This window comes from Actinoplanes octamycinicus, assembly GCF_014205225.1.
Taxonomy (GTDB): domain Bacteria; phylum Actinomycetota; class Actinomycetes; order Mycobacteriales; family Micromonosporaceae; genus Actinoplanes; species Actinoplanes octamycinicus.
Genome location: NZ_JACHNB010000001.1, coordinates 6,544,034 through 6,566,927 on the forward strand (window position 1 = coordinate 6,544,034; position 22,894 = coordinate 6,566,927).

General features: G+C 71.6%; 25 protein-coding genes. 11 read left to right on the forward strand and 14 right to left on the reverse strand.

The features are described 5' to 3' along the window. Positions 1-3 precede the first annotated feature (3 nt). The 3 genes from BJY16_RS29055 to BJY16_RS29065 all read right to left on the reverse strand — a co-directional run bounded on the left by BJY16_RS29055 (position 4) and on the right by BJY16_RS29065 (position 2,972). Positions 4-1,107 carry an EAL domain-containing protein gene (locus BJY16_RS29055; RefSeq protein WP_185042734.1) on the reverse strand — a complete coding sequence of 368 codons (1,104 nt, stop codon included), beginning with the start codon at positions 1,105-1,107 and terminating at the stop codon, positions 4-6. Between the two features lie 151 nt (positions 1,108-1,258). Continuing rightward, positions 1,259-1,816: a type 1 glutamine amidotransferase domain-containing protein gene (locus tag BJY16_RS29060; protein WP_185042735.1), complete on the reverse strand. Its 558-nt coding sequence runs from the start codon at positions 1,814-1,816 to the stop codon at positions 1,259-1,261. 1 nt (position 1,817) lies between these two features. After that, entirely contained in the window at positions 1,818-2,972 is a 1,155-nt protein-coding gene (locus BJY16_RS29065) for a glutathione-independent formaldehyde dehydrogenase (RefSeq protein WP_185042736.1), read from the reverse strand. 245 nt (positions 2,973-3,217) lie between these two features. On the opposite strand from BJY16_RS29065, the gene BJY16_RS29070 reads away from it, so the two are divergent. Then, positions 3,218-4,327, forward strand: a complete 1,110-nt coding sequence (locus tag BJY16_RS29070) for a hypothetical protein (protein ID WP_185042737.1) — start codon at positions 3,218-3,220, stop codon at positions 4,325-4,327. Between the two features lie 56 nt (positions 4,328-4,383). Here BJY16_RS29070 and BJY16_RS29075 read toward each other — a convergent pair whose 3' ends face one another. Beyond that, a complete protein-coding gene (locus BJY16_RS29075) occupies positions 4,384-5,559 on the reverse strand; it encodes a zinc-dependent alcohol dehydrogenase (protein ID WP_185042738.1) in 1,176 nt (391 codons plus the stop codon). Then, on the reverse strand, positions 5,556-6,098 hold the full coding sequence (locus tag BJY16_RS29080) for an SRPBCC family protein (protein ID WP_185042739.1): 543 nt from the start codon (positions 6,096-6,098) through the stop codon (positions 5,556-5,558). Before BJY16_RS29080 ends, BJY16_RS29075 begins: the two co-directional genes overlap by 4 nt. A gap of 40 nt (positions 6,099-6,138) precedes the next feature. Here BJY16_RS29080 and BJY16_RS29085 point away from each other — a divergent pair, with 40 nt between their 5' ends. Further along, complete coding sequence (locus tag BJY16_RS29085) at positions 6,139-7,200, forward strand: AraC family transcriptional regulator (RefSeq protein WP_239177915.1); 1,062 nt, start codon at positions 6,139-6,141, stop codon at positions 7,198-7,200. A gap of 57 nt (positions 7,201-7,257) precedes the next feature. On the opposite strand, the gene BJY16_RS29090 is transcribed toward BJY16_RS29085, so the two are convergent. From BJY16_RS29090 to pdxR, 3 genes are read right to left on the reverse strand one after another with little or no spacing between them, the layout of a single operon-like run. Next, positions 7,258-8,796: a DUF885 domain-containing protein gene (locus tag BJY16_RS29090; RefSeq protein ID WP_239177914.1), complete on the reverse strand. Its 1,539-nt coding sequence runs from the start codon at positions 8,794-8,796 to the stop codon at positions 7,258-7,260. Positions 8,797-8,801: 5 nt separating this feature from the next. Then, positions 8,802-9,035 carry a hypothetical protein gene (locus BJY16_RS29095; RefSeq protein WP_185046999.1) on the reverse strand — a complete coding sequence of 78 codons (234 nt, stop codon included), beginning with the start codon at positions 9,033-9,035 and terminating at the stop codon, positions 8,802-8,804. 58 nt (positions 9,036-9,093) lie between these two features. Continuing rightward, positions 9,094-10,458 carry a MocR-like pyridoxine biosynthesis transcription factor PdxR gene (pdxR, locus tag BJY16_RS29100; protein ID WP_185042740.1) on the reverse strand — a complete coding sequence of 455 codons (1,365 nt, stop codon included), beginning with the start codon at positions 10,456-10,458 and terminating at the stop codon, positions 9,094-9,096. Between the two features lie 48 nt (positions 10,459-10,506). Between pdxR and BJY16_RS29105 the strand changes: the two genes are divergently transcribed. The 5 genes from BJY16_RS29105 (at position 10,507) to BJY16_RS29125 (ending at position 13,551) form a co-directional block, all read left to right on the forward strand. Continuing rightward, positions 10,507-11,679: an MFS transporter gene (locus BJY16_RS29105; protein ID WP_185042741.1), complete on the forward strand. Its 1,173-nt coding sequence runs from the start codon at positions 10,507-10,509 to the stop codon at positions 11,677-11,679. A 293-nt stretch (positions 11,680-11,972) separates the two neighbouring features. Then, positions 11,973-12,323 carry a VOC family protein gene (locus BJY16_RS29110; protein WP_185042742.1) on the forward strand — a complete coding sequence of 117 codons (351 nt, stop codon included), beginning with the start codon at positions 11,973-11,975 and terminating at the stop codon, positions 12,321-12,323. 73 nt (positions 12,324-12,396) lie between these two features. Continuing rightward, entirely contained in the window at positions 12,397-12,759 is a 363-nt protein-coding gene (locus BJY16_RS29115; RefSeq protein ID WP_311775336.1) for an ArsR/SmtB family transcription factor, read from the forward strand. Positions 12,760-12,788: 29 nt separating this feature from the next. Then, positions 12,789-13,262, forward strand: coding sequence for an SRPBCC domain-containing protein (locus BJY16_RS29120; RefSeq protein ID WP_203759237.1), 474 nt, complete (start codon positions 12,789-12,791; stop codon positions 13,260-13,262). Between the two features lies 1 nt (position 13,263). Continuing rightward, positions 13,264-13,551 (forward strand): putative quinol monooxygenase, encoded by a 288-nt coding sequence (locus BJY16_RS29125; RefSeq protein WP_185042743.1) that lies wholly within the window; start codon positions 13,264-13,266, stop codon positions 13,549-13,551. A 103-nt stretch (positions 13,552-13,654) separates the two neighbouring features. Here BJY16_RS29125 and BJY16_RS29130 read toward each other — a convergent pair whose 3' ends face one another. The 4 genes from BJY16_RS29130 to BJY16_RS29145 are packed head-to-tail and all read right to left on the reverse strand — an operon-like array spanning position 13,655 to position 17,930. After that, positions 13,655-14,833, reverse strand: a complete 1,179-nt coding sequence (locus tag BJY16_RS29130; protein WP_185042744.1) for an ABC transporter ATP-binding protein — start codon at positions 14,831-14,833, stop codon at positions 13,655-13,657. A gap of 22 nt (positions 14,834-14,855) precedes the next feature. After that, entirely contained in the window at positions 14,856-15,689 is an 834-nt protein-coding gene (locus BJY16_RS29135) for a carbohydrate ABC transporter permease (RefSeq protein ID WP_185042745.1), read from the reverse strand. Next, a complete protein-coding gene (locus BJY16_RS29140) occupies positions 15,689-16,612 on the reverse strand; it encodes a carbohydrate ABC transporter permease (RefSeq protein WP_185042746.1) in 924 nt (307 codons plus the stop codon). Before BJY16_RS29140 ends, BJY16_RS29135 begins: the two co-directional genes overlap by 1 nt. A gap of 13 nt (positions 16,613-16,625) precedes the next feature. Continuing rightward, positions 16,626-17,930 carry an extracellular solute-binding protein gene (locus tag BJY16_RS29145; protein ID WP_185042747.1) on the reverse strand — a complete coding sequence of 435 codons (1,305 nt, stop codon included), beginning with the start codon at positions 17,928-17,930 and terminating at the stop codon, positions 16,626-16,628. A gap of 258 nt (positions 17,931-18,188) precedes the next feature. Here BJY16_RS29145 and BJY16_RS29150 point away from each other — a divergent pair, with 258 nt between their 5' ends. Together BJY16_RS29150 and BJY16_RS29155 are read left to right on the forward strand one after the other, a co-directional pair. Continuing rightward, positions 18,189-18,623: an SAM-dependent methyltransferase gene (locus BJY16_RS29150; protein ID WP_185042748.1), complete on the forward strand. Its 435-nt coding sequence runs from the start codon at positions 18,189-18,191 to the stop codon at positions 18,621-18,623. A 19-nt stretch (positions 18,624-18,642) separates the two neighbouring features. Further along, positions 18,643-19,182 carry a GNAT family N-acetyltransferase gene (locus BJY16_RS29155; protein WP_185042749.1) on the forward strand — a complete coding sequence of 180 codons (540 nt, stop codon included), beginning with the start codon at positions 18,643-18,645 and terminating at the stop codon, positions 19,180-19,182. Positions 19,183-19,315: 133 nt separating this feature from the next. Here the strand turns inward: BJY16_RS29155 and BJY16_RS29160 are convergent, their stop codons facing one another. Beyond that, complete coding sequence (locus tag BJY16_RS29160; protein WP_185042750.1) at positions 19,316-19,831, reverse strand: hypothetical protein; 516 nt, start codon at positions 19,829-19,831, stop codon at positions 19,316-19,318. A 255-nt stretch (positions 19,832-20,086) separates the two neighbouring features. Here BJY16_RS29160 and BJY16_RS29165 point away from each other — a divergent pair, with 255 nt between their 5' ends. Both BJY16_RS29165 and BJY16_RS29170 read left to right on the forward strand, forming a co-directional pair. Beyond that, positions 20,087-21,112, forward strand: coding sequence for a hypothetical protein (locus tag BJY16_RS29165; RefSeq protein WP_185042751.1), 1,026 nt, complete (start codon positions 20,087-20,089; stop codon positions 21,110-21,112). Between the two features lie 150 nt (positions 21,113-21,262). Beyond that, positions 21,263-22,291: a lysylphosphatidylglycerol synthase transmembrane domain-containing protein gene (locus BJY16_RS29170; protein ID WP_185042752.1), complete on the forward strand. Its 1,029-nt coding sequence runs from the start codon at positions 21,263-21,265 to the stop codon at positions 22,289-22,291. A gap of 148 nt (positions 22,292-22,439) precedes the next feature. Here BJY16_RS29170 and BJY16_RS29175 read toward each other — a convergent pair whose 3' ends face one another. Beyond that, positions 22,440-22,859 carry a hypothetical protein gene (locus BJY16_RS29175; RefSeq protein WP_185042753.1) on the reverse strand — a complete coding sequence of 140 codons (420 nt, stop codon included), beginning with the start codon at positions 22,857-22,859 and terminating at the stop codon, positions 22,440-22,442. Positions 22,860-22,894: the final 35 nt, after the last annotated feature.

A 22,894-nucleotide genomic window follows, 5' to 3' on the forward strand; every position in this document is an offset into this window, starting at 1 on the left:
GAGCTATTTGTAGCGGGTGAGGAGGGCCCGGGCCACGGCGGCGACGGTGGGGACGTCGTCGCAGGTGATCAGGCCGGTGCCGGGGCGGACGGCGAGGGCGCGGCCGTGGCCCGCGCCGAGCGCCACCACGGTCAGCTCGCCGGGGACCGGCTCGTCGACGCTGATCAGGCTGCGGGCGCGGGCGGCCAGCTCGGGCAGCGGACGGCCTGGATCGCCGGCCACGATGATCAAAGCGGTGTCGGTCAGGCCGTCGAGGAAGGCGGTGACCGTCGCGTCGTCGGCCGGGACGACCGGACCGTGCCCGGCGGCGGTCGCGAACGGTGTGCCCGGCGGCTGGTGGAAGCCGGGCCGCGGCGCCCGCAGCTCGGCGGGCTGATACCGGTGATCGGCCTGCTCGATCGGCCCGGGCCGGCCGAACAGCCAGCCCTGCCCCCAGTGCGCGCCCAGATCGAGGGCCGCGCGCAGGTGCTGCTCGGTCTCGATCCCCTCGGCGATCACCCGCGCGCCGGTCCGCAGCGCCTCGGCCCGGACCACCGCGGCCACCTGCCGGGCGTGCGCCGAGTCCGGGTCGCGGACCACGCTCATATCCAGCTTGATCACCTCCGGCTCGACGAGCGGCAGGAAGGCGAGCGACATCGGGTCGACCCCGACGTCGTCGAGGGCCAGGCCGTTGCCCCAGCCGTGGACCATCCCGGCGAGGCGCAACAGACTTCCCGGTACGGCCGGCAGCGCCCGCTCGGTGAACTCCAGGACCATCCGGAACGGCAGCCCGCCGTCCAGAATCTCCAGCAGCCGCGCGGACAGCGGCTGGTCGAGCACGCTCGGCTCGGCGTTGACGAACAGCAGCGGCGGCGGGACGGCGGCCGTGACGGCGCTCTCCAGGGCCCGCTCGCAGCACAGCATGTCCAGGGCGCCGAGGCGGGCGGCCTGGTGCGCGGCGGCGAAGAGCCGGTCCGGGAACTCCAGGGCGGTGCCGGCCGGGCCGCGTGCCAGCGCCTCCAGGCCGACCACGCCGCCGGTGGCGAGGTCGACGATCGGCTGGAAGACCGGGAACACCAGCCGGTCCCGCAGGACTTCGCTGATCGACCGGTCGGCGGTTCGCACCATGCTGCTCACGTCCGCTGCTATCGACCGGCGGCGCGCGTGCCTGAGGTCCGGGGCGGCACTGATTCGCCGGCGCCGGGTGAACGACGATGCGAGCGGGACCTGGATCGTCCCGGTTGGCCACGGTGCCGGCCAACCGGGACGTCACCGCGGCTCAGACAGGCAGCGGGGCACGGGCGAACTCGTGCACGATGCGTTCGCAGAACGCCGGTAGGTCGTCGGGTGACCGGCTCGTGGTGATGTTGCCGTCGGTCACCACCGGCTCGTCCACCACCTCCGCGCCGGCGTTGCGCAGGTCGGTGCGCACACTCGGCCACGAGGTCAGCCGGCGCCCGCGTGCGACGTCGGCCTCGACGAAGTTCCACGGGCCGTGGCAGATGGCGGCGACCGGCTTGCCAGACTGGACGAACTCCCGGACGAACCGCACCGCGGCGGGTTCCATCCGCAATTTGTCCGGATTCACCGTCCCGCCGGGCAGCAGCAGCGCCTCGTAGTCGTCGACCGACGCCGCACCGATCAGCTGGTCGACCGGGAAGGTGCCGGCGTCCTCCAAATCGTGGTCGCGCGCCTGGATCTCGCCGCCGGCGATGGAGACCACGGCGGTACGGGCTCCGGCGTCGTGGAGGGCCTGCCGCGGCCGCTCCAGTTCGACTCGCTCCACCCCGTCCGCGGCCAGGATGGCGATCCGGCGGCCATGCAGCTCTCCGGCCATCTCAGGCACCCGCCATCGCCGGGTGCAGGACGACCTTCGTCCAGCCGTCGTCGCGCTTGTCGAAATGGTCGTAGGCCTCCGGCGCCCGGTCGAGCGGTAGCTCGTGACTGACGATGAACGACGGTTCGGCCTTGCCCCCGGCGATCAGGTCGCGCAGCTGCCGGTTGTACTTCTTGACCGGAGCCTGGCCGGTGCCGACGTGCTGGCCCTTGAACCAGAACATGCCGTAGTCGAAGGCGAGTTTGCCCTGCTTGGCCAGCTCGTCGCTCGCTCCGGGGTCCTGGGGCACGAAGACGCCGACGTTGCCGATCGAGCCGGTGAAGCGCACCGAGGCGACCAGCCGGTTCATCGTCAGGTTGGCCTGTTCCTGGCCATCGGGCTCGTGCGCCTGGTAGCCGACGCACTCGCAACCGTTGTCCGCTCCCAATCCCATCGTCTCGTCCAGGACGGCCTGCACCGGATCGACTTTCGAGTCGTCGATGGCGATCGCGCCGATCGACTCGGCCAGGCGCAGCCGGTCGGGGTGCCGGTCGACGACCATCACCTTGCTCGCCCCTCGGATGGTCGCCGAGAGGGCGGCCATCAGACCGACCGGGCCCGCGCCGTAGATCACCGTCTGGTCGCCGGGCTTCACGCCGGCCATCTCGGTGGCGTGGTAACCGGTCGGGAAGATGTCGGCGAGCATCACATAGTCGGTCTGGCGCTGCTCGGCGTCCTCGCCCAGCCGCAGACAGTTGAAGTCACCCCAGGGCACGCGTAACAGCTCGGCCTGCCCACCGCCGTACGGGCCCATGTCGGCGAAGCCGTACGCGGCGCCGGCCATCTTCGGCTCCGGCTGGGCGGTCAGGCAGTAGTTCGTCAGCTGACGTTCACAGTTCTTGCAATGCCCGCACGAGATGTTGAACGGCAGAACGACCCAGTCGCCCACCCGCACCTTGTCGACCCCGTCGCCGACCTCGGCCACCTGGCCCAGGTTCTCGTGCCCGAACCATCGGCCCGGCTCGAAGTCGGTTCGGCCCTCGTACATGTGCAGGTCCGAGCCACAGATGTTCGCGGACGTGATCCGCACCAGCACGTCGGTCGGCCGCTCGATCCGCGCGTCCGGTACATCCTTGACGCTGACCTGTCGCGGTCCCTCGTAAACCACTGCCTTCATTTCTGCCTCCTTCGTTGTGGACACCTCCCTCCGCCCGGGTCCGGGCCGGGGCTTTCATTACATACACGCGACAGACAGTCGCGGGCGGGTATCCATGTCTGCGCTGTTACCGGCCGGGATTTCGATCCGGTGCCGGGGCGGGCCGTCCGAGAACGGGGGAGAAGACTCGGTACCCGGCGCATATGTCGCCGAAGTGCGGGTAGTCGGGCCCGGCATCTCGTCCCCGTTACCGCCGAGGAGCCTCAGTGGCCATCAGAGACCGAGAACGGCCCGAGATCGTCGTCGGCCTGGTGGCGACCCCGCCGGACTACCCGGCCCAGGTGGTGGCGCGGCTCGCCGCCGAGCTGGCCGATCGGCTCGCCGACCGGGTGGACACCACTGTGCTGTGGACGGTCCGGGAAGACTGGGGTGCGGTGGCGCCGCGCCGTGACGGCGGCGCCGAAGCCCTGCTCGATGATCTCGCCGACCGGCGCGGCCAGGGCCGGTGGGACGTCGCGATCTGCCTGACCGACCTACCGCTGCACACCGGCCGCGTCCCGCTGGTCGCGCACGTCTCGGCGCGGCGCCGCGTCGCGCTGGTGTCGCTGCCCGCGCTGGGACTACGGCAGCTGCGAACGCTCCGCGCAGCGATCCCGGATCTGGTGAGCCGGCTGCTCACCGACACCGACGACGAGCGGGTGCCGCCGGCCGGCTGGGCACCGGCTCAGCTTCCTGACCGGGTCGCCGCCATCCGCCGCATGGTCGGCGAGGCGGACGCGGGCGAACTGGCCTACGTCGCCTCGCGGCTGCTCGGCCGGATGCGGCTGGTGACCGGAATGGTCCGGGCGAACCGCCCAGGGCGTGCCCTGCTGGGCCTGTCCAAGCTGCTGGTCGGCGCGTTCGGCACGGCTGCGATCGCGCTGACCACGAGCACCATCTGGCAGATCGGCGACGCGCTCGGCGGGGTACGCCTCACCGTGATCATGCTGCTCGGACTGACCGCGCTGGTGACCTGGCTGATCGTCGCGCACGACTTGTGGGAGAAGCCCGACCGGCAGACACCGGCCGAGGTGGCCCGGCTGTTCAACGTGGGGACGATTCTCACCCTCGTCCTGGCCACCACGGTGTCCTATCTGGTGCTGTTCGCCGGAACGGTGCTTGTCGCGACGTTGCTGATCGACACCTCGGTGCTGGGGCAGACCCTGCAACGGCCGGTCGGCTTCACCGACTATCTGGTGCTCGCCTGGATCATCAGTTCGCTGGCCACCGTCGGCGGCGCGATCGGCTCCGGGCTGGAGGACGAGGACAGCGTGCGGGCCGCCGCGTACGGCTATCACCCCGAACCCGGTGGGTGGCAGGACGAAAAGGACGCGTAGACGTACTCCGCATGGAGCCGCCGCGCTCGGCAACGGCGCCCCCATGCGAGTGAGCGTCAGGGCTTGAGGACAACCTTCTCGCAGTTGTCCTGCTTGTTCTTGAAAATGTCGAAGCCGCGTTCGGCCTCGTCCAACGGCAGGGTGTGGGTGATGATCCGGGTGGGGTCGAGTTCTCCGCGTTCGATGCGCTGCAGCAGCGGCTTCATGTAGCGCTGCACGTGGCATTGCCCGGTGCGCAGGGTCAGGGACCGGTTCATCCAGGCGCCGGCCGGGAACTTGTCGAGGAAGCCGCCGTACACGCCGATGACGGAGACCACGCCGCCGCTGCGGCACGACATGATGGCCTGACGCAGGGCGTGCGGCCGTTCGGTCTCCGACCGGACGGCCTGCTTGATCCGGTCGTACGCGGCGATGTGCGCGCTGCCGTGGGTGGCCTCCATGCCGACCGCGTCGATGCACTTGTCCGGCCCTCGGCCGCCGGTCAGTTCCAGCAGCCGCGACCGCACGTCGACTTCGTCGAAGTTCACCGGGATGTGGCCGGCCTGTTCGGCCATCCGCAGCCGGTACGGCTCCTTGTCGATGGCGATGACCTTCGCGGCGCCCAGCACCCGGGCACTGTCCATGGCGAACTGCCCGACCGGGCCGGCGCCCCACACCGCCACCACGTCGGAGGGCTGGATGTCGCACATCTCGGCGCCCATGTAGCCGGTGGGCAGGATGTCGGACAGGAACAGCACCTGCTCGTCAGTCAGATCCGACTCGATCTTCAGCGGGCCGACGTCAGCGAACGGCACCCGCGCGTACTGCGCCTGACCGCCCGCGAAACCACCGGTCAGATGCGAATAGCCGAAGATCCCCGCGACCGGGTGACCGAACATCTTCTCCGCGATACCGGCGTTCGGATTGGTGTTCTCGCAACAGGAGTACATCTCGGCGGCACACGCGGCACAGGCGCCGCACGCGATCGGGAACGGCACGACCACCCGGTCCCCGACACGCAGCCGGTCCGCGGGCACCCCTGATCCGACCTCGATCACCTCTCCCATGAACTCGTGGCCCATGATGTCGCCGTCCTGCATCGTGGGCACGTACCCGTCGACCAGGTGCAGATCCGAGCCGCAGATCGCGGTGGAGGTGATCCGTACGATGGCATCGCGCTTGTTCAGGATCTTCGGGTCCGGCACCTCGCGGACCTCGACCTTGTTGCGTCCCGCCCAGGTGTTCGCCCTCACGCGTCCGCTCCCTTCGCCAGCTCGTCGTCCGACAGCGGCTGCGCCGGACGCTGCGGGAACTCCTTACGCGCCCGCTTGCCCCACGGAGCTCCGTCGGACCGGACCACCTCACCGGTCTCCAGCACCTGCTTGAACCGGCGCAGGTCGTCGTCGAGCTGCTGATGCGGCTCCTCGCCGAAGTACTTCGCGACCGCCTTGCCGATCGTGCCACCCGGAATGTCGTACGTCAGGGCGACGTGCACCTCGGTGCTCACGCCGTCGGGCGCCGGCAGGAAGCGCACAGTGCCGGCGTTCGGCACGTCGGCGTTCCCGGTCGAGCGCCACGCGATCCTCTCGCCGGGCACCTCCTCGACGATCTCCGCGTCCCACTCGACGTCCTTGCCGAACGGAGCGCCGGCCACCCAATGGCTGGTCCGGTCACCGGTGCCGCGAACCTGCTCGAGATGCGCCATGAACGTCGGAAGGTTCTCCAGATCGCGCCAGTACCCGTACACCTCCGGCGGCGATCTACGAACTGTCGTCGTTGCTGTCAGCTCCACGAATCCTCCTCCATGTATGGGGTCCGCCCGCCGCATACCCGTGGAATGGGGTCTGAACCACCAACTGGTCACGTCGCGAGGAAAACACCGCCTGATGCCCGTGTTGGCGGACGACGGATCCCGGTGTCATGCTGTCCGCGTGCCGGTCGTGACTCATGCCTCTGGTGTCGTGGACGAGGCGCGTGGGTTCCTGAGCCGGTACTACTACGCGAATTTCGTCGATGTCCTCACCTGGGAGCACCCATGGCGGACGCGTTTCGACGTCACTCCGTCGGACACGGTCACGCTCGGCGATCTGCGATTCGGCACCGATGTGCGGATCCGATTCGGTGAACTCGGCGCGTACCACGTGAATCTGCCCTTGACCGGCTCGTTGACCTGGCGACAAGGAAGCGATGCGCCCAGGCGGGCCACGGCCAGGACCGCGGCGGTCTTCCAGCCGGTCGGTGACACCAGCCTGGAGAAATGGGACGGCGACTGCCGCCTGCTGGCCGTCAAGATCGACCGGGCGGCGCTGGAAGAGGAACTCGCCCACCAGCTCGACACTCCAATCCGTTCCCCCGTCCCGCTCGCTGCGACCCTCGACCTCACCCGTGGCCCGGGCGCCAGCTGGCTACGCCTCGTCCGGCTGATGGCCGCCGACATCACCGACCGTCGAGGGCTCCTCCACCATCCCGTCACGGGTGCCCGGCTGCGGGAAGCCCTCATCGCGGGACTGCTGAGCGCCACGGATCATCCGTACCGTGATCGCCTGGAGCGGCTGAGCCCGGCACCGGCGGCTCCCGGCGCGATCCGGCGGGTCGTCGAAGCCATGCGCGCGCAACCGGGTAGGCCGTTCACCGTCGCCGACCTCGCTGGGATCGCCGGCGTCAGTGTCCGGAGCCTGCAAGAAAGTTTCCGGCGGTACCTCGGGATGCCACCGATGGCCTACCTGCGGCAGGTCCGGCTCGCCGCGGTACACGAGGAGCTCTGCCAGGGTGATCCGGCGCAGCACACCGTGGCCGGCATCGCCTACCGCTACGGCTTCACCCACATGGGCCGCTTCGCCGCCGAGTACCGCACCCGATACGGCACCTCTCCCCGCGACACCTTGCGGGCATAGCCGCCGCTGCCGAGGCCAGGCCCCGCTCAGCAGGTGTCCACCGCCGGCCGGTAGCGGTCAGCGGATCAGGGCGGCCGGCAGCTGGTCCAGGCCCAGCGAACCGACCTCCATCGCCCGGCGGTGGAAGGCCCGCTGGTCCCCGCGGAACGACGAACGCGCGGCCAGCCAGACGCGCTCGCCGACCTTGTAGGTGAGTGCCTGCCCCGGCCGGCCCAGGTAGCGCGCCAGCTCCCCGGCCGCGTAGCCACCCTGGTGACACCGGTCCCGCAGGAGTTCCAGCGCCGCCTCCGGGGTCCACGACGGCTGCACGTGCAGGCCGATGTCGAGAACGACCCGGGCCGCCCGCAGCAGCTGCGAGGACAGGTAGCCGAACCGGGCGCCCGGCTGCTCGTAGAGCCCGAGCTCGTCCATGAACCGCTCGGCGTAGAGCGCCCAGCCCTCCTGGCAGCCGGACAGCCCGCCGAGCAGGTTGAGCCGCTGCCCGAGCCCGCCCCGGCAGGCCTCCGACCCGATCTGCAGGTGGTGGCCGGGCACGCCCTCGTGGTAGGCGATGCTGTAGGCGTACCAGGTGGGGAAGCCGGTCTGCCCCTCGGGCAGCAGCCACCAGACACGGCCCGGCCGGCTCAGGTCCCGCGACGGCCCGGTGTAGGCGGTCCCGCCGGACACGGTCACCCGCGACTCGATCCGCCGCAGCGCCGCCGGGATGTCGAAGTGCACGCCGTCCAGCCGCGCGGTGGTGGTCTCCAGCAGCTCCTGCAGCCAGCCGCCGAACTCGGCCCGGCTGTGCGGGGTGCCCGGCGCGTCCGGCCGGTCGAGCCGCTCGCGCACCTCCGGGACGGTCCCGCCCAGCGCTCTGGCCTCGGCGGCCAGTTCCGCCTCGATCGCGGTGAACTCGTCCCAGCCCCAGTCGTAGAGGTCGCGCAGGTCCGGCTCGCCGCCGAGGAAGGTGCGCACCCAGAGCGCGTACCGCCGCGGCCCGAAGGCCTCGTCCGAGCGGGCCCGCGGGGCCAGCTCCGCGGTCAGCATCGCGGCGAATTTCCGGTACGCCTCGCCCGCCTCCCGCGCCGCCGCCAGCAGCGCCTCCCGCTGCGGGCCGGCACCGTACCGGTCCACCAGGGCCAGGTCGTCGTCGATCCAGTTCCGGCAGCGCTCCACCACCAGGTCCACCTGGCGCCGGGCCGGCCGGTGACCGCGCCCGGCGGCCAGCACCAGGCTGCGACCGTACCCGTCCAGCGCGGCCGGGATCGCGGCCTGCCGCGCGCCGACCCGGGCCCAGCCCTCCTCGCGGGCCGCGCCGTCGGCGTCCCGGCCGGGCACCGCGGCCTCGACCGCCTGCCGGATCAGCTGCAGCGGGCCGGTCGCCGCCGCGTGCAGCTCGCGCAGGTCCTCCCCGGCCTCGTGGACGGCGAGCCGGGTGCGCAGCCGCTCGGCGAGATGCGCGTGCAGCGGGTCGCTCCCGGGCAGCGCGGTCAGCTCCCGCAGGGCGCGGGCGGCGAGGTCGGCGCGCGCCTGGTGACCCTCCGGGCTGTAGTCGGTGAGCCGGTCGGCGTCCTCGCCGATCTCGACCACCGCCGCGCACGGGTCCAGGCGGGCCACGTCGCTCAGGAGGCGGTCGGCGAACTCCTCGACAGCTGGCCGGCCAGACCGAGAAGGGTCAGCGCCGCGCCGGTCACCGTGATCCCGGCCGGCAGCTCCGGCGGGATGTCCAGATAGGTCACGATGCCGAGAATCCGGTGCAGGCCCCAGGGCAGCAGCGCCGTCTGATCGTTCCACACCGTGAGGCTAGCCTCCAGGCCGGCCGACCAGAGCAGGACACCGAGGGCCAGCACCGGCACCCGGGGCCGCGAGCAGCACCGCGCCGGTCGCGGCGTCCTCGAACCGCCGGAGAGCTGACTAGGCCAGCAGGTCAGCGATCGCGGCGATGCCGGTCTCGATCTCACTACGGGAGGTGTTGCCGAAGCCGAGGATCAGTCGGGCCGGCGGGTGCCCCATGCCGTACAGGCCGACGCCCCGCCGGGCGGCCGCCTCGACCACGGCGGTCTCGTCGGCGCCGGGCGGCAGGTGCAGGATCGCGTGGAAGCCGGCCGCCAGCCCGGTGACCGGCAGCTGCGGGGCGTGCCGGGCCAGCGCCGCGACCAGGGTCTCCCGGCGGGCCGCGTACTCGGCGCGGACCCGGCGCAGGTGACGGTCGTAGCGGCCGGACTCGATCAGCAGGGCCAGGGCGAGCTGGTCGATGGCCGGGCTGCCCCGGTCGGCCAGCCACTTCGCCTCGGCCAGAGCCGGGCGCAGCCGGGGCGGGGCGATGATCCAGCCCAGCCGCAGCGCCGGAGCGAGGGACTTGCTGACCGTGCCGAGCGAGACCACGTGGTCCGGGGCCAGGCCCTGCAACGAGCCGACCGGGTCGCGGTCGTAGCGGAACTCGGCGTCGTAGTCGTCCTCGACGATGATCCCGTCGCGCTCCCGGGCCCAGGCGATCAGGTCGAGGCGGCGCGGGCCGGTGAGCACCACCCCGGTCGGCCACTGGTGGGCCGGGCTGACGACGACCGCGGTCAGCTCGGTGCGGCGCAGCGCGGCCACGTCCAAGCCGTCGTCGTCGACTGGGATCGGCACGGTGGCCATCCCCGGCATCGCGCTGCCCGGGTGCTCCACGGCCAGCGCGCCGGACCCGGCCGCGCTCAGCGTCTCCACCACCAGGTGCAGGGACTGCCGCATGCCGGTGCAGACGATCAGGTCGTCCGGGCCGGCGGCGACCGCGCGGACCCGGGACAAGTAGGACGCCAGCACCTGGCGCAGCCGGGGGTGCCCGGCCGCGTCGCCGTAGTCGAAGTCGGCGTCCGGGGCGCTGCGGCACACCTCCCGAACCGCCCACGCCCACGCCTCCCGGGGCACCATGCCGAGGTCCGGAACGCCGTGCGCGAAGTCGGCGACCGGGTGCCGGCTGACCGGCGGCGGGACCGGCACGGGCGGCGGCGCGGTGGGCCGGGCCGCGGCGGCCGCCACCCGGGTCGCCGAGCCGGGACGGCTGGTCAGATAGCCCTCGGCCTGCAACTGGGCGTAGCAGTCCTGGACCAGGCCGCGGGACAGGCCGAGGGCGCGGGCCAGCTCCCGGGAGGACGGCAACGGCTCGCCGGCGGTGAGCCGGCCACCGCGGATCGCGGTGCGCAACTGCTCCTCCAGCTGGCTGCGCAGGCCGGTGGTGCTGTCCCGATCGATGGTCACCAGCAGCTCCGGACCGGAACCGGCCCACTCCACACGCATGGAACTGGACCTTATCAGGGTGCCGGTTGCGCCCCTACCGTCATCGATATGGCGAATGACCTGCTCACCCGGCCCCTGATGGTGCGGTCCGTGTCGATCCTCGGCGCGTCGATCGGATTCTGGCTGCCGCTGTCCGTGGTGCCGCTGTTCGCGAAGGAGTCCGGGTCGGCCGGGCTGGCCACCGTCGCGCTGCTGCTCGCCACCGTGCTGGGTGAGCTGCTGACCCCGCGGCTGGCCGCGCGTCTCGGGTACCGGTGGTCGCTCGGCCTCGGGCTCACCCTGCTCGGCGCGCCGACCGCGCTGCTGATCGTCAGCTCCGGCACGGCCACGATCGTCGCGGTCAGCGTCGTACGCGGCATCGGCTTCGCGATCTGCGTGGTCGCCGGCGGCGCCCTGACCGCCGAGATGATCCCGGCCGAGCGGCGCGGCGAGGGCCTGGCGCTGATCGGCATGGTCGGCGGGGTGTCCGGGCTGATCGCGCTGCCCGCGGGCGTGTGGGCGGCGGACCGCTGGGGATTCTCGGCGGTGTTCGCGGCCACCGCGGTGCTGACCCTGGCCGCGCTGGTGTCGCTGCCGGGACTGCCGCACACCACCGCGGCCTGGGAACCGGGCACCCGGCTGCGGCTGCACCCGGCGCTGCGCCGGCCGGCGGCGGTCTTCGCGTTCGCCACCGCCGCCGTCGGGGTGCTGGTCACCTTCCTGCCGCTGGCCGTCGCCGGCAGCCCGGCCTGGGTGGCGTCGGCCGCGCTGCTCGCCCAGCCGTCGGCGGCGACCGCGTTCCGCTGGATCGCCGGGCGGCTCGGCGACCGCACCGGCTCGCAGCGCCTGCTGGTGCCCGGCGTGCTGCTGACCGCCGCCGGGATGGCCGGCCTGGCCTGGACCGGCAGCCCGGCCGCGGTGATCGGCGGGGCGCTGGTCTTCGGCGCCGGCTTCGGCCTGCTGCAGAACGCGACGCTGGCCCTGATGTACGACCGCGCCCCGGCCGGCGCGGCCCTCACCGTCAGCGCGATCTGGAACATCGCCTACGACCTCGGGATGGCCGGCGGCGCGCTGATCGCCGGCTTCGTGATCAGCGGGGTCGGGTATCCGCTGACGTTCCTGCTCACCGCCGTCGCGATGCTGCCCGCGCTCGCCCTCTGCCCCGCGCGACCCGCGTCACCCCCGGAAACTGCCGCGCTCCCGGCACTCGGCTGGGCCACAGAGGTGTCTCAGGGCCGCTGAGGCACCCGTGGGAGCCAGCCGACGACCGCGCGCGTCCAGCGTGGAGCGGGCCGGCTGTTGTGGCTGGTGGGTCGCGGGCCGTAGCCCTCCAGGTTTCGCGTTCTGGACGCGCCAGCGGCCAGCGAAGCCCGGAGAGCGGGAGCGGCGGGAGCGGCGATCAGTTATCAGCGCGGACCTACGACATCCGGATCTTGACCTTGATTCTCATCTGTTAGTTGACGCTAACGTTAGCGAGTACTAACATAGTGGGTGTCCGGCCGCGGGGCCGGGGGATCGAGTGGAGGGAGGCGGTCGTGGGCCGTCCGGTGGCGTTTTTCGAGATCATCAGTGGCGACGCGGTGCGGGCGCAGGGGTTCTACAGCGAGTTGTTCGGGTGGGCGACGGCCGATCAGGGCGACGGCTACGCGCTGGTCGACACCCAGGCGGGGGACGGGGCGATCGGCGGCGGGATCGGCCCGGCGCGGGGGCCCGGCGAGGCGGGTGTGAAGATCTACGTGCAGGTGGAGGACCTGGAGAAGGCGTTGGAGCGGGCGACCGCGCTGGGCGGCGCCACCCTGGTCGAGCCGACGCCGCTGCCGGGTGACTATGGTCGGTTCGCGGTGTTCGCCGATCCGGACGGCAACCCGGTCGGTCTGTGGGGCTGACCTAACGGGCTGACCTAACGGGCTGACCTAACGGGCTGAGCCGAGCGGGCTGAGGGTGGCAGGTGGAAGCGGGGTGAGCTGGGTGGGCGAGGACGAGTCGCAGGTGGACGACGCGCTGCGGGCGCTGGCCGAGCCGCGCCGGCGGGCGATCCTGCGCCTGGTCGCCGCCGACGAGCTGGCGGCCGGGGAGATCGCCGCCGCGTTCGACGTGACCCGGACCGCGATCAGCCAGCACCTGACCGTGCTGAAGGACGCCGGCCTGGTCAGCGAGCGGCGGGCCGGCACCCGGCGGTTCTACCGGGCGCGGCCGGAGGGCCTGGCCGGCCTGCGCGACTTCCTCGACGAGATGTGGAGTGACGCCCTCGACGTGGGGCGACGCCTGGTCGAGGCGGAGCGGGCCGGCGGCGCGCCGGAAGCCCCCGCGGACGTGGCCTGACCGCGCCGCGGACCTGCCATGATCCTCCCGTGTCCGACAACGTTCGTCCCCTGAGGCGCCCGCCGATCCGCCAGCAGACCATCGTGCGCAGCGACCGGGCGCACACCTTCGAGGTGTTCGTCCGCGACATCGGCGCGTGGTGGCCGGCCCGCCCGCACTCGCTCGGGCAGGAGAAGGTCACCGGGGTCACCTTCGAGCGGGAGCTCGGCGGCCGGGTCTTCGAGACCTGGGCGGACGGCACCCAGGTGGACTGGGGTGAGGTGATCACCTGGCAGCCGCCGGAGCGGTTCGCGATGACCTGGACGATCCTGCCCGCGGTCACCGAGGTGGAACTGTCCTTCACCGAGCTGGGCCCGGCGTTGACCCGGGTCGCCCTGGAACACCGCGGCTGGGAGCGGCTCACCGAGGAGCAGCTGGCCGCCGCCACGTCGGTCAGCGGGGGCTACTCGGCCGGCTGGAAATCCATTCTGGAACTCTTCAAGCAGACTGTGGAAGGAGCCTGACGTGCGTGTTCTCGCCCAGGCGGTGCACTACCCGAAACCCGAGCACCGCGACGACCTGGTCGCCGCGATGGACCGGATGCGCGAGGCGTCCGCCGGGGTGCCCGGGTTGGAGCAGATCGGCGGTTTCGAGGACGCCGACGGCGGCCGGATCATCGCCATCTCGATCTGGTCCTCGATGGCGGAGTTCCAGGCCGGCATGGCGACCCTGGGTGGCGCGATCGCCGACGTGCCGTTCGCCGAGTGGGAGCGCCAGCAGCACACCCTGGAGGCGTTCCCGCAGGTCGCCTGAGACCTCCTCGACGGCCTCGGCAACCCTGAGACAGATCACGAGCGGTTTTCGGTACGCCCGCCGTCCCGCGAGACGGAGGCGTACCGAAAACCGCTCGTGATGGTCAGGCGGTCCTGGGCGGTGTGGCCAGCGTGAGGTTCTCGCCGGAGGCGGCGTCGAAGACGTGCATCCGCTCCGGGTCGAACCACAGCTCGGCGGTGGAGCCGGAGCCGACCCGGCTGTTCACGTCCAGGGCGACGACGAGCTGGGTGCGCATCTGCTCGCTGTCGAGTTCGCGCTCCAGCTCCTCCAGCTGCTTGGTGATCTCCGGCGCGGCGTCGTAGGGGACGTAGGCGTACAGCTGCGCGCCCAGCCACTCGGTCACGTCGACCTCGGCGGAGAAGGTCCGGCCGCGCGCCCGTTTCTCCGGGGCGACCAGCTCGGCGTCCTCGAAGTGTTCCGGCCGCAGGCCGATGATGACCAGCTCGTGGTCGGTGACCCGGGCCAGCCGCGGCCCGGTCGCGGCGACCGTGCCGAACGGTGTGTCGATCTGCCCGCCCTTGACCCGGCCGGGCACGAAGTTCATCGGCGGCGATCCGATGAACCCGGCCACGAACAGGTTGGCCGGCTCCTCGTAGAGCTGCCGTGCGGTGCCGACCTGCTGCAGCACGCCGCGGCGCAGCACCGCGATCCGGTCGCCGAGGGTCATCGCCTCGGTCTGGTCGTGGGTGACGTAGACCGTGGTGGTGCCGAGACGCTTCTGCATCCGGGCGATCTCGGTGCGCATCTGCCCGCGCAGTTTGGCGTCCAGGTTCGACAGCGGCTCGTCGAAGAGGAACGCGTCGGCGTCGCGGACGATGGCCCGGCCCATCGCCACCCGCTGCCGCTGCCCGCCGGACAGGTTGGCCGGCTTGCGGTCCAGGTGCTCGCCGAGCTGCAGCAGGTCGGCGGCCTTCTGCACGCGTTCCCTGACCTCGGAGTCCGGAGTGTTCTTCAGGCGCATCGGGAAGGCGATGTTCTCGAAGACGGTCAGGTGCGGGTAGAGCGCGTAGTTCTGGAACACCATGGCGAGGTTCCGGTCCCGGGGCGCCTTCTGGTTCACCCGCACGTCGCCGATCATCATGTCGCCGGAGGTGATGTCCTCCAGGCCGACGATCATGCGGAGCAGGGTCGACTTGCCACAGCCGGACGGGCCGACCAGGATGACGAACTCGCCGTCGGCGATGTCCAGGCTCACGTTGTCGACGGCCTGGTAGCCGTCGCCGTACCTCTTGACGATGTTGCGCATGCTGATCGCGGCCATGTCCGGTCTCCTCCTCGACGGCTCAGCCCTTGACGGCGCCGGCGGTGAGACCGGCCATGATCCGGCGCTGGAAGATCAGCACGAGGATCACCACGGGAATGGTCACCACCACGGAGGCGGCCATGATGTACGTGATCGGCGACTGGAACTGCGAGGCGCCGGTGAAGAACGACAGCGCGGCCGGTACCGTGCGGGCCCGGTCGGTCGAGGTCAGCGAGATCGCCAGCAGGAACTCGTTCCAGCAGAAGAAGAAGGTCAGGATCGCGGTGGTGAACACGCCCGGCGCGGCCAGCGGCACGATCACCTTGCGGAACGCCTGCCAGGCGGTGGCCCCGTCGACCTGCGCGGCCTGCTCCATCTCCCATGGGATCTGCCGGAAGAACGCCGACATGGTCCAGATCGACAGCGGCAGCGCGAAGGTCAGGTACGGGATGATCAGCCCCAGCCAGGTGTCGTAGATGCCCAGGTTGCGCCACATGTTGAAGAGCGGCCCGACCAGCGCGGCCTGCGGGAACATGGCGATCGCCAGGGCCATCGAGAGCAGGAACTTCTTGCCGGGGAACTCCATCCGGGCGATCGCGTAGGCGGCGAACATCGCGACGATCACGGCGAGGAACGTGGCGATCAGCGCGATGCCCACCGAGTTGCGCAGCGCGCTGGTGAACAGCGAGTCGGTGAAGACCGTCCTGTAGTTGTCCCAGACCCAGACCTGCGGGAAGAAGGTCGGCTCCGCGCTGCGGAAGGTGGCCGGGTCCTTGAACGACAGCGACACCATCCAGAGCAGCGGGAACAGCGCCCAGAGCAGGATCAGCACGCCCCAGACGGTCCACCAGTTGCTGACTTTGCGGTCGGCCATCACCGATCACCTCGCACTTGGGACAGGTCGGTCCGGAAGCCTTTGACGAAGATGAACGCGATCACCACGACGGTCAGGAACAGCAGCACCGAGACGGCGGAGCCGGCCCCCAGGTTCACCAGCGTCACGTTCTGCCGGTAGGCCAGGAAGGACAGCGTCTCGGTCTTGTTCGCGCCGGCGGTCATGATGAACGGGTTGTCGAAGATCCGCCACGCGTCGAGCGTGCGGAACAGCAGCGCCACCATGATGGCGGCCTTCATGTTCGGCAGCGTCACCCGCTTGAGCCGCTGCCAGGCGGTGGCGCCGTCCACCCGGGCCGCCTCCTGCAACTCCTCCGGCACCTGCACCAGGCCGGCCAGCAGCAGCAGTGAGATGAACGGGGTGGTCTTCCAGATCTCGGAGAGGATGATCACGAACAGCGCCGACCAGCGCTGGCCGAAGAAGTTGTAGTCGCCGAGCCCGAACCACTGGTTGACGAAGCCGGCGTCCAGCTGGAACGCGTACCGCCAGATGTAGGCGGAGACGACCGTGACGATCCCGTACGGGATCAGGATCGCGGTCCGCACGATCGACCGGCCGCGCAGGATCCGGTACATCACGAACGCGAAGGCGAAGCCCAGCACCAGCTCGACCGCCACGCTGAACACGGTGATCAGGAAGGTGGTGGAGAAGTCGGTCCACCACACCGGGTCGGTCAGCACCGTGGCGTAGTTGCCCAGCCCGACGAACTCGCGCCCCTCCGGGTCGGTGAGCCGGTAGTTGTAGAGCGACAGCACCACCGCGTAGATCAGCGGATAGGCGGTCACGAACACCATCACCAGGAAGGACGGCGCGGAGAGCATCAGCCCCAGCCGCCGCTCGTGCCGTGCCCGGTCGGTGACCTCGGCGGTCTGCGGCGCGGGCGCCTCGACCATCACTGCCATGACCACACCTCCTTCACAGAAGTCGCTTGCCCTGCAGCACGTCGGACATGAAGGTCGCGGTCTCCTTCGGGGTGGCGGGCGCCTCCACCTCGCCCGGCGGGTGCCAGGTGAGCTGCACCGAGGTGGACACGTCGTTGTAGTACGGGGTGATCGGCCGCGGACCGGCGTCGTTGATCGACGTCCGGATGATGTCGGCCATCGGGAACGCCTCGCGCACCTTCGGGTCGTCGTAGGCGGCGCCCCGGGCCGCCGGGTTGCCCGCGTCGAGCATGTAGGCGATGTTGTTGGGCAGCGACGTCACGCACTTGACCAGGGCGACCGCCTGATCCGGGTGCTTGGTGAAGTTGCCGACGGCCAGGTTGATCCCGCCCAGCGGCGGACGGCTCGGGCGGTCCGCGGTGACCCGCGGGTACCGCGCCCAGCCGATGTCGTCGACCACCGACTGGCTGATGCCGCCGCTGGCCACGTCCTCCTTGGCGGCGTTGTAGACGTACGGCCAGTTGACCATGAAGGCGCCCCGGCTGCCCTGGAACGACGAGCGGGCGTCCTCCTCGATCGCGTTCGGCATCGCCGGCGGCGCGGCGGGGGAGCGGGCCAGGCCGCCGACGATCCGGGCCGCCTCGTCCCCGGCCGGCGAGGCGATCTCCGGGGTGGCGTCCTTGCCGGCCTCGACGTTGCCGACGATCTCGCCGCCGGCCGAGACGACCAGCGCGTTGATCCAGACCATGTAGCCCTCGTACCGGTTGGCCTGGACGCCGACGACCTTGTTCTGTCCCTCGGCTGCCTTGATCATCGCGTCCCAGGTGAACCCGGCCGCGCCCGGATCGACGCCGGCCGCCTGGACCACCGACTTGCGGTACCAGAGCAGCTGGGTGTTCGCCCAGAACGGTGCCGCGACCAGCTGATCCTTCCAGTACGCGGTGGTCAGCGGGCCCTTCAGCACCCCGGTGGTGAAGGTCGCCACGTCGCCGGGGTCGAACGGCCGGAGGAACCCGGCGTTGGCGAACTCGGCCACGAACGGCGGGTCGAGGCTCATCAGGTCGATCGAGCTGTCCTGCGCCGCGAGCCGCCGCACCAGCTGTTCGCGCTGCTGCGAGGCGTCGTTCGGCAGCACCTGCACATCGACCTGGTAGGCGCCGTTCGACGACGCCGCGCACTGCTCGGCGAGCCGCCCCTGCCCGCCGTTGTCCGGATTGATGTACCAGGTCAGGGTCGGCGGCCCGCTGTCGTCACCGCACGCGGTGAGCAGCGAGACCGACAGCGTCAGGGCGGCGAAGGCGGCCAGGCGCCTTCTTCCGGATCGCGCTCCGCTCAGCACAGGTGCCTCCCAGGACGAACGAGCGCCCCGGGGCGAGCCAAGAGACCCCAGCGTCCCGGCAGCGATTCATCAGTCTCACTGCGCGCACTCGCCACACGTCATCCTTCGTGGCGGATGAATGCCGGTAACCGTCCGTATGTGACCGCTAACGCACCCTCGGAAATTCACCCGGTGCGGATGATGCGCGACGATCAAGGCCGCTCCCGGTCACGGCTCGCTCACTTTCCGGTACGCCCGGCGCGCCGCCATACTGGCACGATGCCGGCATCGGTGTCGCCCCGCATCCGCACTCTCGTCGACGCTCTTCCGCTCCGGCCGCACCTGCGCGTCCTGGAGATCGGCTGTGGACCCGGGGCCGCTGCCCGGACCGTGGCGGCTCGTCTCGGCACCGGGCACATCCTGGCCATCGACCGGTCCGCCGCCGCCGTCGCGCAAGCCGTGGCCGGTGCCCCGGAGGCCATCGCGGCGGGCCGGCTCAGCGTCCGCCGGGTCGCCGCCGAGGATTTCGCCCTGGAGCCCGGCGAGCAGCCCTTCGACCTCGTGTTCGCCATCCGGGTCGGCGGCCTGGACGGGCGGCACCCGGAGACCGGCCGGCGCATCCTCCAGCGGCTGGCCGCCGCGACGACACCCGACGCCCGCCTGTTCATCGACGGCGGCGATCCACTGCGCGAGCTGCCCATCCCGCGCCCGTGAGATCGACTACTGTCGTCGCATGGCTGAGCTGATCCTGCCGGCGGTCGAGCTGCACGCCGCCTTCCTGGAGTGCGCCGACGAGTGGGGGCCCGGGCGGCACGAGGACGGCTTCGGCATCCGCCCCGGCGACGATGTGCGGTCGCCCGACGGCTTCGCGGCCTGGGTGGGGCGGATGGTCCGGCTGACGCACGGGGCGGGGCAGCCGTGCCCGGAGGAGAAACACTGCTCGCCCCGATGGATCGTCGAGGACGGGAGGATCCTCGGCGGCATCGTGCTGCGCCACAAGTTCGACGACGACTTCGGCCAGATCGGCTACGGCATCCGCCCGTCCGCCCGCCGCCGCGGCCTGGCCGGCTGGGCGCTCGGCGAGATGCTGCTGGAGGCCCGAGCGGTGCTGGGCATCGACCGAGTCCTGATCCCGTGCCTGGCCGACAACATCGCGTCGGCGCGCACCATCGAGAGCCGCGGCGGAGTCCTGGAGGAGATCCGCCACTTCGACGACTTCGCCGTCCGGCGCTACTGGATCACCCTGACCGCGCACAGCCCGACACCCGGGTAAGCGCCTGTCTCTCCAGGGCTGGTTCGGCTCGTGGCAGGAGCGGTGCGAAGCGCGCTGCCCGGAGCTGGTTTTTCGCTGGTCCCGCAGCCGAACGGGCCATGGTCATCACCACACCGCTCTAGGCCACGGCTGTTCAGTCGGCGGCGTAGAGCGTGACGCCACTGCGTGCCGGGCTGCTCGCCCACGCCGCTTGCAGCGCCGGTTGCCGCGCCAGTTCCTGCTCAACAGCGCGGATGGCGCGGTTCCGTTCCGGGCCGGGCGCGCTGAAGTCCAGGCCGGTGTCGGCAGGGCTGGACCGGCCGACACCGGCCAGTTCGGGCGTGTCCGGGAAGACCATTTCCAGGTTCACCTGCCAGAGCTCCGGCTGGTACCAGTCTTCGGGCGCGGTCCACGCGTCCCGGACGTCAACGGCGAACTGCCGGGTGAAGGCCACACTGGGCAGTCGGTCGTTCCAGCTGTACCGGCCCCACTGCACCATGAAGCCGTCGGCGTCGTTCTCCACCGGTTCCAGACCATCCACCGGCAACGCCAGGAACGCAGTGAACGCCTGCCAAGCTGCCGGGACATCGTGCACGTGGTCAGGATCGACGTCATACCTGCGGAGCAGGCCATCCAGGATCTGAGCTGCGTCACGCCACGGGAACCCCACGGCAGGCAACGCTACCGAACGCCACGCCTTACTCGATCTTGCAACCCACGATCAGCGGCCACTTGCGCCGGTTCAGGCTTGAGATCGCCTGCGCGGGCGGCGCTAGCTGCGGAAAGCAGCTCACCGGCCCGGCGTCGTACATCGCCGCCGGGTTGGCGTGTCTCTCGTCGCATCCGAAAGCGAACGCTCGTTCTTGACAGCGCCGGTCTCGGCTCCGACACTGAAAACGAATAATCGTTCTCTTAGGGAGTCGAGATGCCCACCACCACCGAGCACTCGCCGTGGCCGAAGGTGGCCGGAGCGGTCGCCCTGCTCACCGTGATCATCAGCGTGCTGCTCACCGCCTTCGCCTGGCCGGCGGTGCACTCGTCGGTGCACGACGTGCCGATCGCGGTGGCCGGGCCGGCCGCCGCGGCCCAGCAGATCACCGCCGCCCTCGACCAGCGCCAGCCGGACGGCTTCGAGATCACCCGGGTGGACGGCACGGCCGCCGCCGAGCAGCTGATCCGGGACCGCGAGGTCTACGGCGCGATCGACCTGACCAGCGGGAAACCGCAGGTCATCACGGCCTCCGCGGCCAGCCCCACGATCGCCCAGACGCTCCAGGGGATCGCCGCCGGGCTCAGCCAGGCGCAGAGCGGCGTGGCGCCCGCGGTCACCACCCGGGACCTGGTGCCGCTGCCCGCCGACGACCCGCGCGGCGCCGGCCTCTCCGCCGGGGCGCTGCCGCTGGTGATGGGCGGCCTGCTCGCCGCGGTGCTGCTCACCAACCTGCTGCGGGGCGCCGCCCGGCGGATCACCGGGGCGTTCGCCTTCGCCGTCACCGGTGGCCTCGCGATGGCCGCCATCCTGGAGTTCTGGTTCGGCTCGCTGGACGGGTCCTACCTGGTGAACGCCGGGGCGATCGGGCTGAGCGTGGCGGCCACCTCACTCACCTTGCTCGGACTGGAGTCGCTGCTCGGCTACCCCGGCTTCGGCCTCGGCGGCGTGCTCATGATGCTGGTCGGCAACCCGTTCTCCGGTACCACCTCGGCGCCCGAGATGCTGCCCGGCTGGGGTGGCACGCTCGGCCAGCTGCTGCCGCCGGGCGCCGGGGGACAGCTGCTGCGCTCGACCGCGTTCTTCGACGGCGGCGGGGCGGGCCACCCGATCGTCGTGCTGGTCGCGTGGCTGGTCATCGGGGTGCTGCTGTGCGTGGCCGGCGCTGTCCGGGCACGGCGGCGTACCGCAAGCCCCGCTGCCGCCGTGACCGCGGCGGACCGCGAGCCGGTCGCGGTCTGAACCACCCCGCCGGTCCGAATCACCCGTCGGCTCGGATCTCCTTGTCGGTCGGAACCACCCCGCCGGTCCGAATCACCTGTCGGGCCGGATCTCCTTGTCGGTCGGAACCACCCTGTCGGCGGCCTGCACCCGAAGCCGGAGTCGTGAGTCATGCGCATCGATCGTCGTCGGATCCGGCTGGTCGCCGTGATCCTGCTGGTGGCGGTGTTCACCGCCGAGTTGGTCCTGGCCTGGCCGTCGCTGGCCGCGGCGTTCGGGGAGCTGCGCGCGCCGCGGCCCGGCTGGGTGGCGCTCGCGCTGCTCGCCGGGATCGGCGCGATGAACGCCTACGCCCGGATGCAGCGGCGGGTGCTGCTGTCGGCCGGGGTGCGGGCGCCGCTCCACCGGCATGCGGCGCTCGCCTACGCGGCGCACTCGCTCAACGAGACGCTGCCCGGCGGGCCGGCCTTCTCCACCCGGTTCAACTACCAGCAGATGCGCCGCCTCGGAGCCACGCCGGCCGTCGCCTCGTGGGCGATCGCGCTGTCCGGCATCCTCTCCGCGGCGGCGCTCGCGGTGGTGACCGCGGGCGCCGCGCTGGCCGGGCACGGACAGCCCGCCTGGACCAGCCTGGCCCTGCTCGGTGGCCTGATCCTGCTGCTCACCGTGGGGATCCGGCAGGTCGCCCGGCGGCCGGAGCGGGTGGAGCGGGCGGCCCGTGCCGTGCTGGGCCGCGTCCCCTGGCTCCGGCGCCGGGAGACGGGTGTCGTCGACTTCCTCCGGCAGCTGCGGGCGGCCCGGCTCACCCCCGGGCACGCGGCCGCCGCCGGTGTCTTCGCGGTGCTGAACTGGCTGCTCGACGCCGCCTGCCTGTGGCTGTGCTTCCAGGCAATCGGCGGCGGCCGGATCAGCGTCACCCAGCTGCTGCTGGCGTTCTGCGCCGCCTACGCGGCCGGGACCATCACCATCGTGCCGGGCGGGCTCGGCATCATCGACAGCGCGCTGATCCTCGGCCTGCTCGCCGGCGGGGTCGGCACCAGCACCGCGATCGCCACGGTGGTGCTGTACCGGATCATCAGCTTCGGCTTCATCATCGGCGCCGGCTGGGTGATCTGGTCCGTCATGCGGCGCCGCAGCCGGTCCGCGCCGCTCCGCCAGTTTGTCGGACCCTCGCGATTCCAGCCCGTCGGCCGCTCGTGATCCCAGCCCGGCGGCCTGTCGCGATTCCAGCCCGTCGGCGCCTCGCGATCCTAGCCCGGCGGCGCGCCTCAGCCGTTTCGTATTGCGTGGCACCAGCCGGTCCGTGCCCCGTGGGGCCGGCCGGTCGGTGCCTCGCGGCCGCCGGCGGTCAGTGCTGGAACAGCCGGATCCCGGTCCGGGTCGGAGCGATGCCGCGCTCCCGGCACTCGCCGGCGACGTCCGCTGAGCGCAGCGAGCCGCCCGGCTCGGCCAGATGCCGGACCTGGCGCAGCAGGTCGGCAAGCTCAGCGTCAACCGGCTCCGAGACGGCGATGAAGTCACCGTAGGAACTCTTCGGATCGGCGTCCCGAGCGCGGACGTAGGCGCTGGCCAGATCCCCGGTCGCGGTCGCATCCAGGTGATAGATGCGTGCGGTGAGCGCGTCCAGCGGACCGGCGGCGACGCCGGCGGGGGAGACGTGCTTGAACGAGGCGGCAACCGGGCGTCCCAGAGCGGACGAGGCCGCCCGGACCAGCTGCCAGCCGGCAGCGGCGTCGAGGACGTTGATGTAGGACGGCTCGCCGTGCACGAACCGGAACGGCTGTCAGGTCTGTCGTACTCCCC

Bases quoted from the DNA above. Each gene is read 5' to 3' on its own strand.
- BJY16_RS29055 (WP_185042734.1), bottom strand. From the start codon at position 1,107: ATGGTGCGAACCGCCGACCGGTCGATCAGCGAAGTCCTGCGGGACCGG.
- BJY16_RS29060 (WP_185042735.1), bottom strand. From the start codon at position 1,816: ATGGCCGGAGAGCTGCATGGCCGCCGGATCGCCATCCTGGCCGCGGAC.
- BJY16_RS29065 (WP_185042736.1), bottom strand. From the start codon at position 2,972: ATGAAGGCAGTGGTTTACGAGGGACCGCGACAGGTCAGCGTCAAGGAT.
- pdxR (WP_185042740.1), bottom strand. From the start codon at position 10,458: ATGCGTGTGGAGTGGGCCGGTTCCGGTCCGGAGCTGCTGGTGACCATC.
- BJY16_RS29105 (WP_185042741.1), top strand. From the start codon at position 10,507: ATGGCGAATGACCTGCTCACCCGGCCCCTGATGGTGCGGTCCGTGTCG.
- BJY16_RS29130 (WP_185042744.1), bottom strand. From the start codon at position 14,833: ATGGCCGCGATCAGCATGCGCAACATCGTCAAGAGGTACGGCGACGGC.
- BJY16_RS29135 (WP_185042745.1), bottom strand. From the start codon at position 15,689: ATGGCCGACCGCAAAGTCAGCAACTGGTGGACCGTCTGGGGCGTGCTG.
- BJY16_RS29140 (WP_185042746.1), bottom strand. From the start codon at position 16,612: ATGGCAGTGATGGTCGAGGCGCCCGCGCCGCAGACCGCCGAGGTCACC.
- BJY16_RS29150 (WP_185042748.1), top strand. From the start codon at position 18,189: ATGCCGGCATCGGTGTCGCCCCGCATCCGCACTCTCGTCGACGCTCTT.
- BJY16_RS29155 (WP_185042749.1), top strand. From the start codon at position 18,643: ATGGCTGAGCTGATCCTGCCGGCGGTCGAGCTGCACGCCGCCTTCCTG.
- BJY16_RS29165 (WP_185042751.1), top strand. From the start codon at position 20,087: ATGCCCACCACCACCGAGCACTCGCCGTGGCCGAAGGTGGCCGGAGCG.
- BJY16_RS29170 (WP_185042752.1), top strand. From the start codon at position 21,263: ATGCGCATCGATCGTCGTCGGATCCGGCTGGTCGCCGTGATCCTGCTG.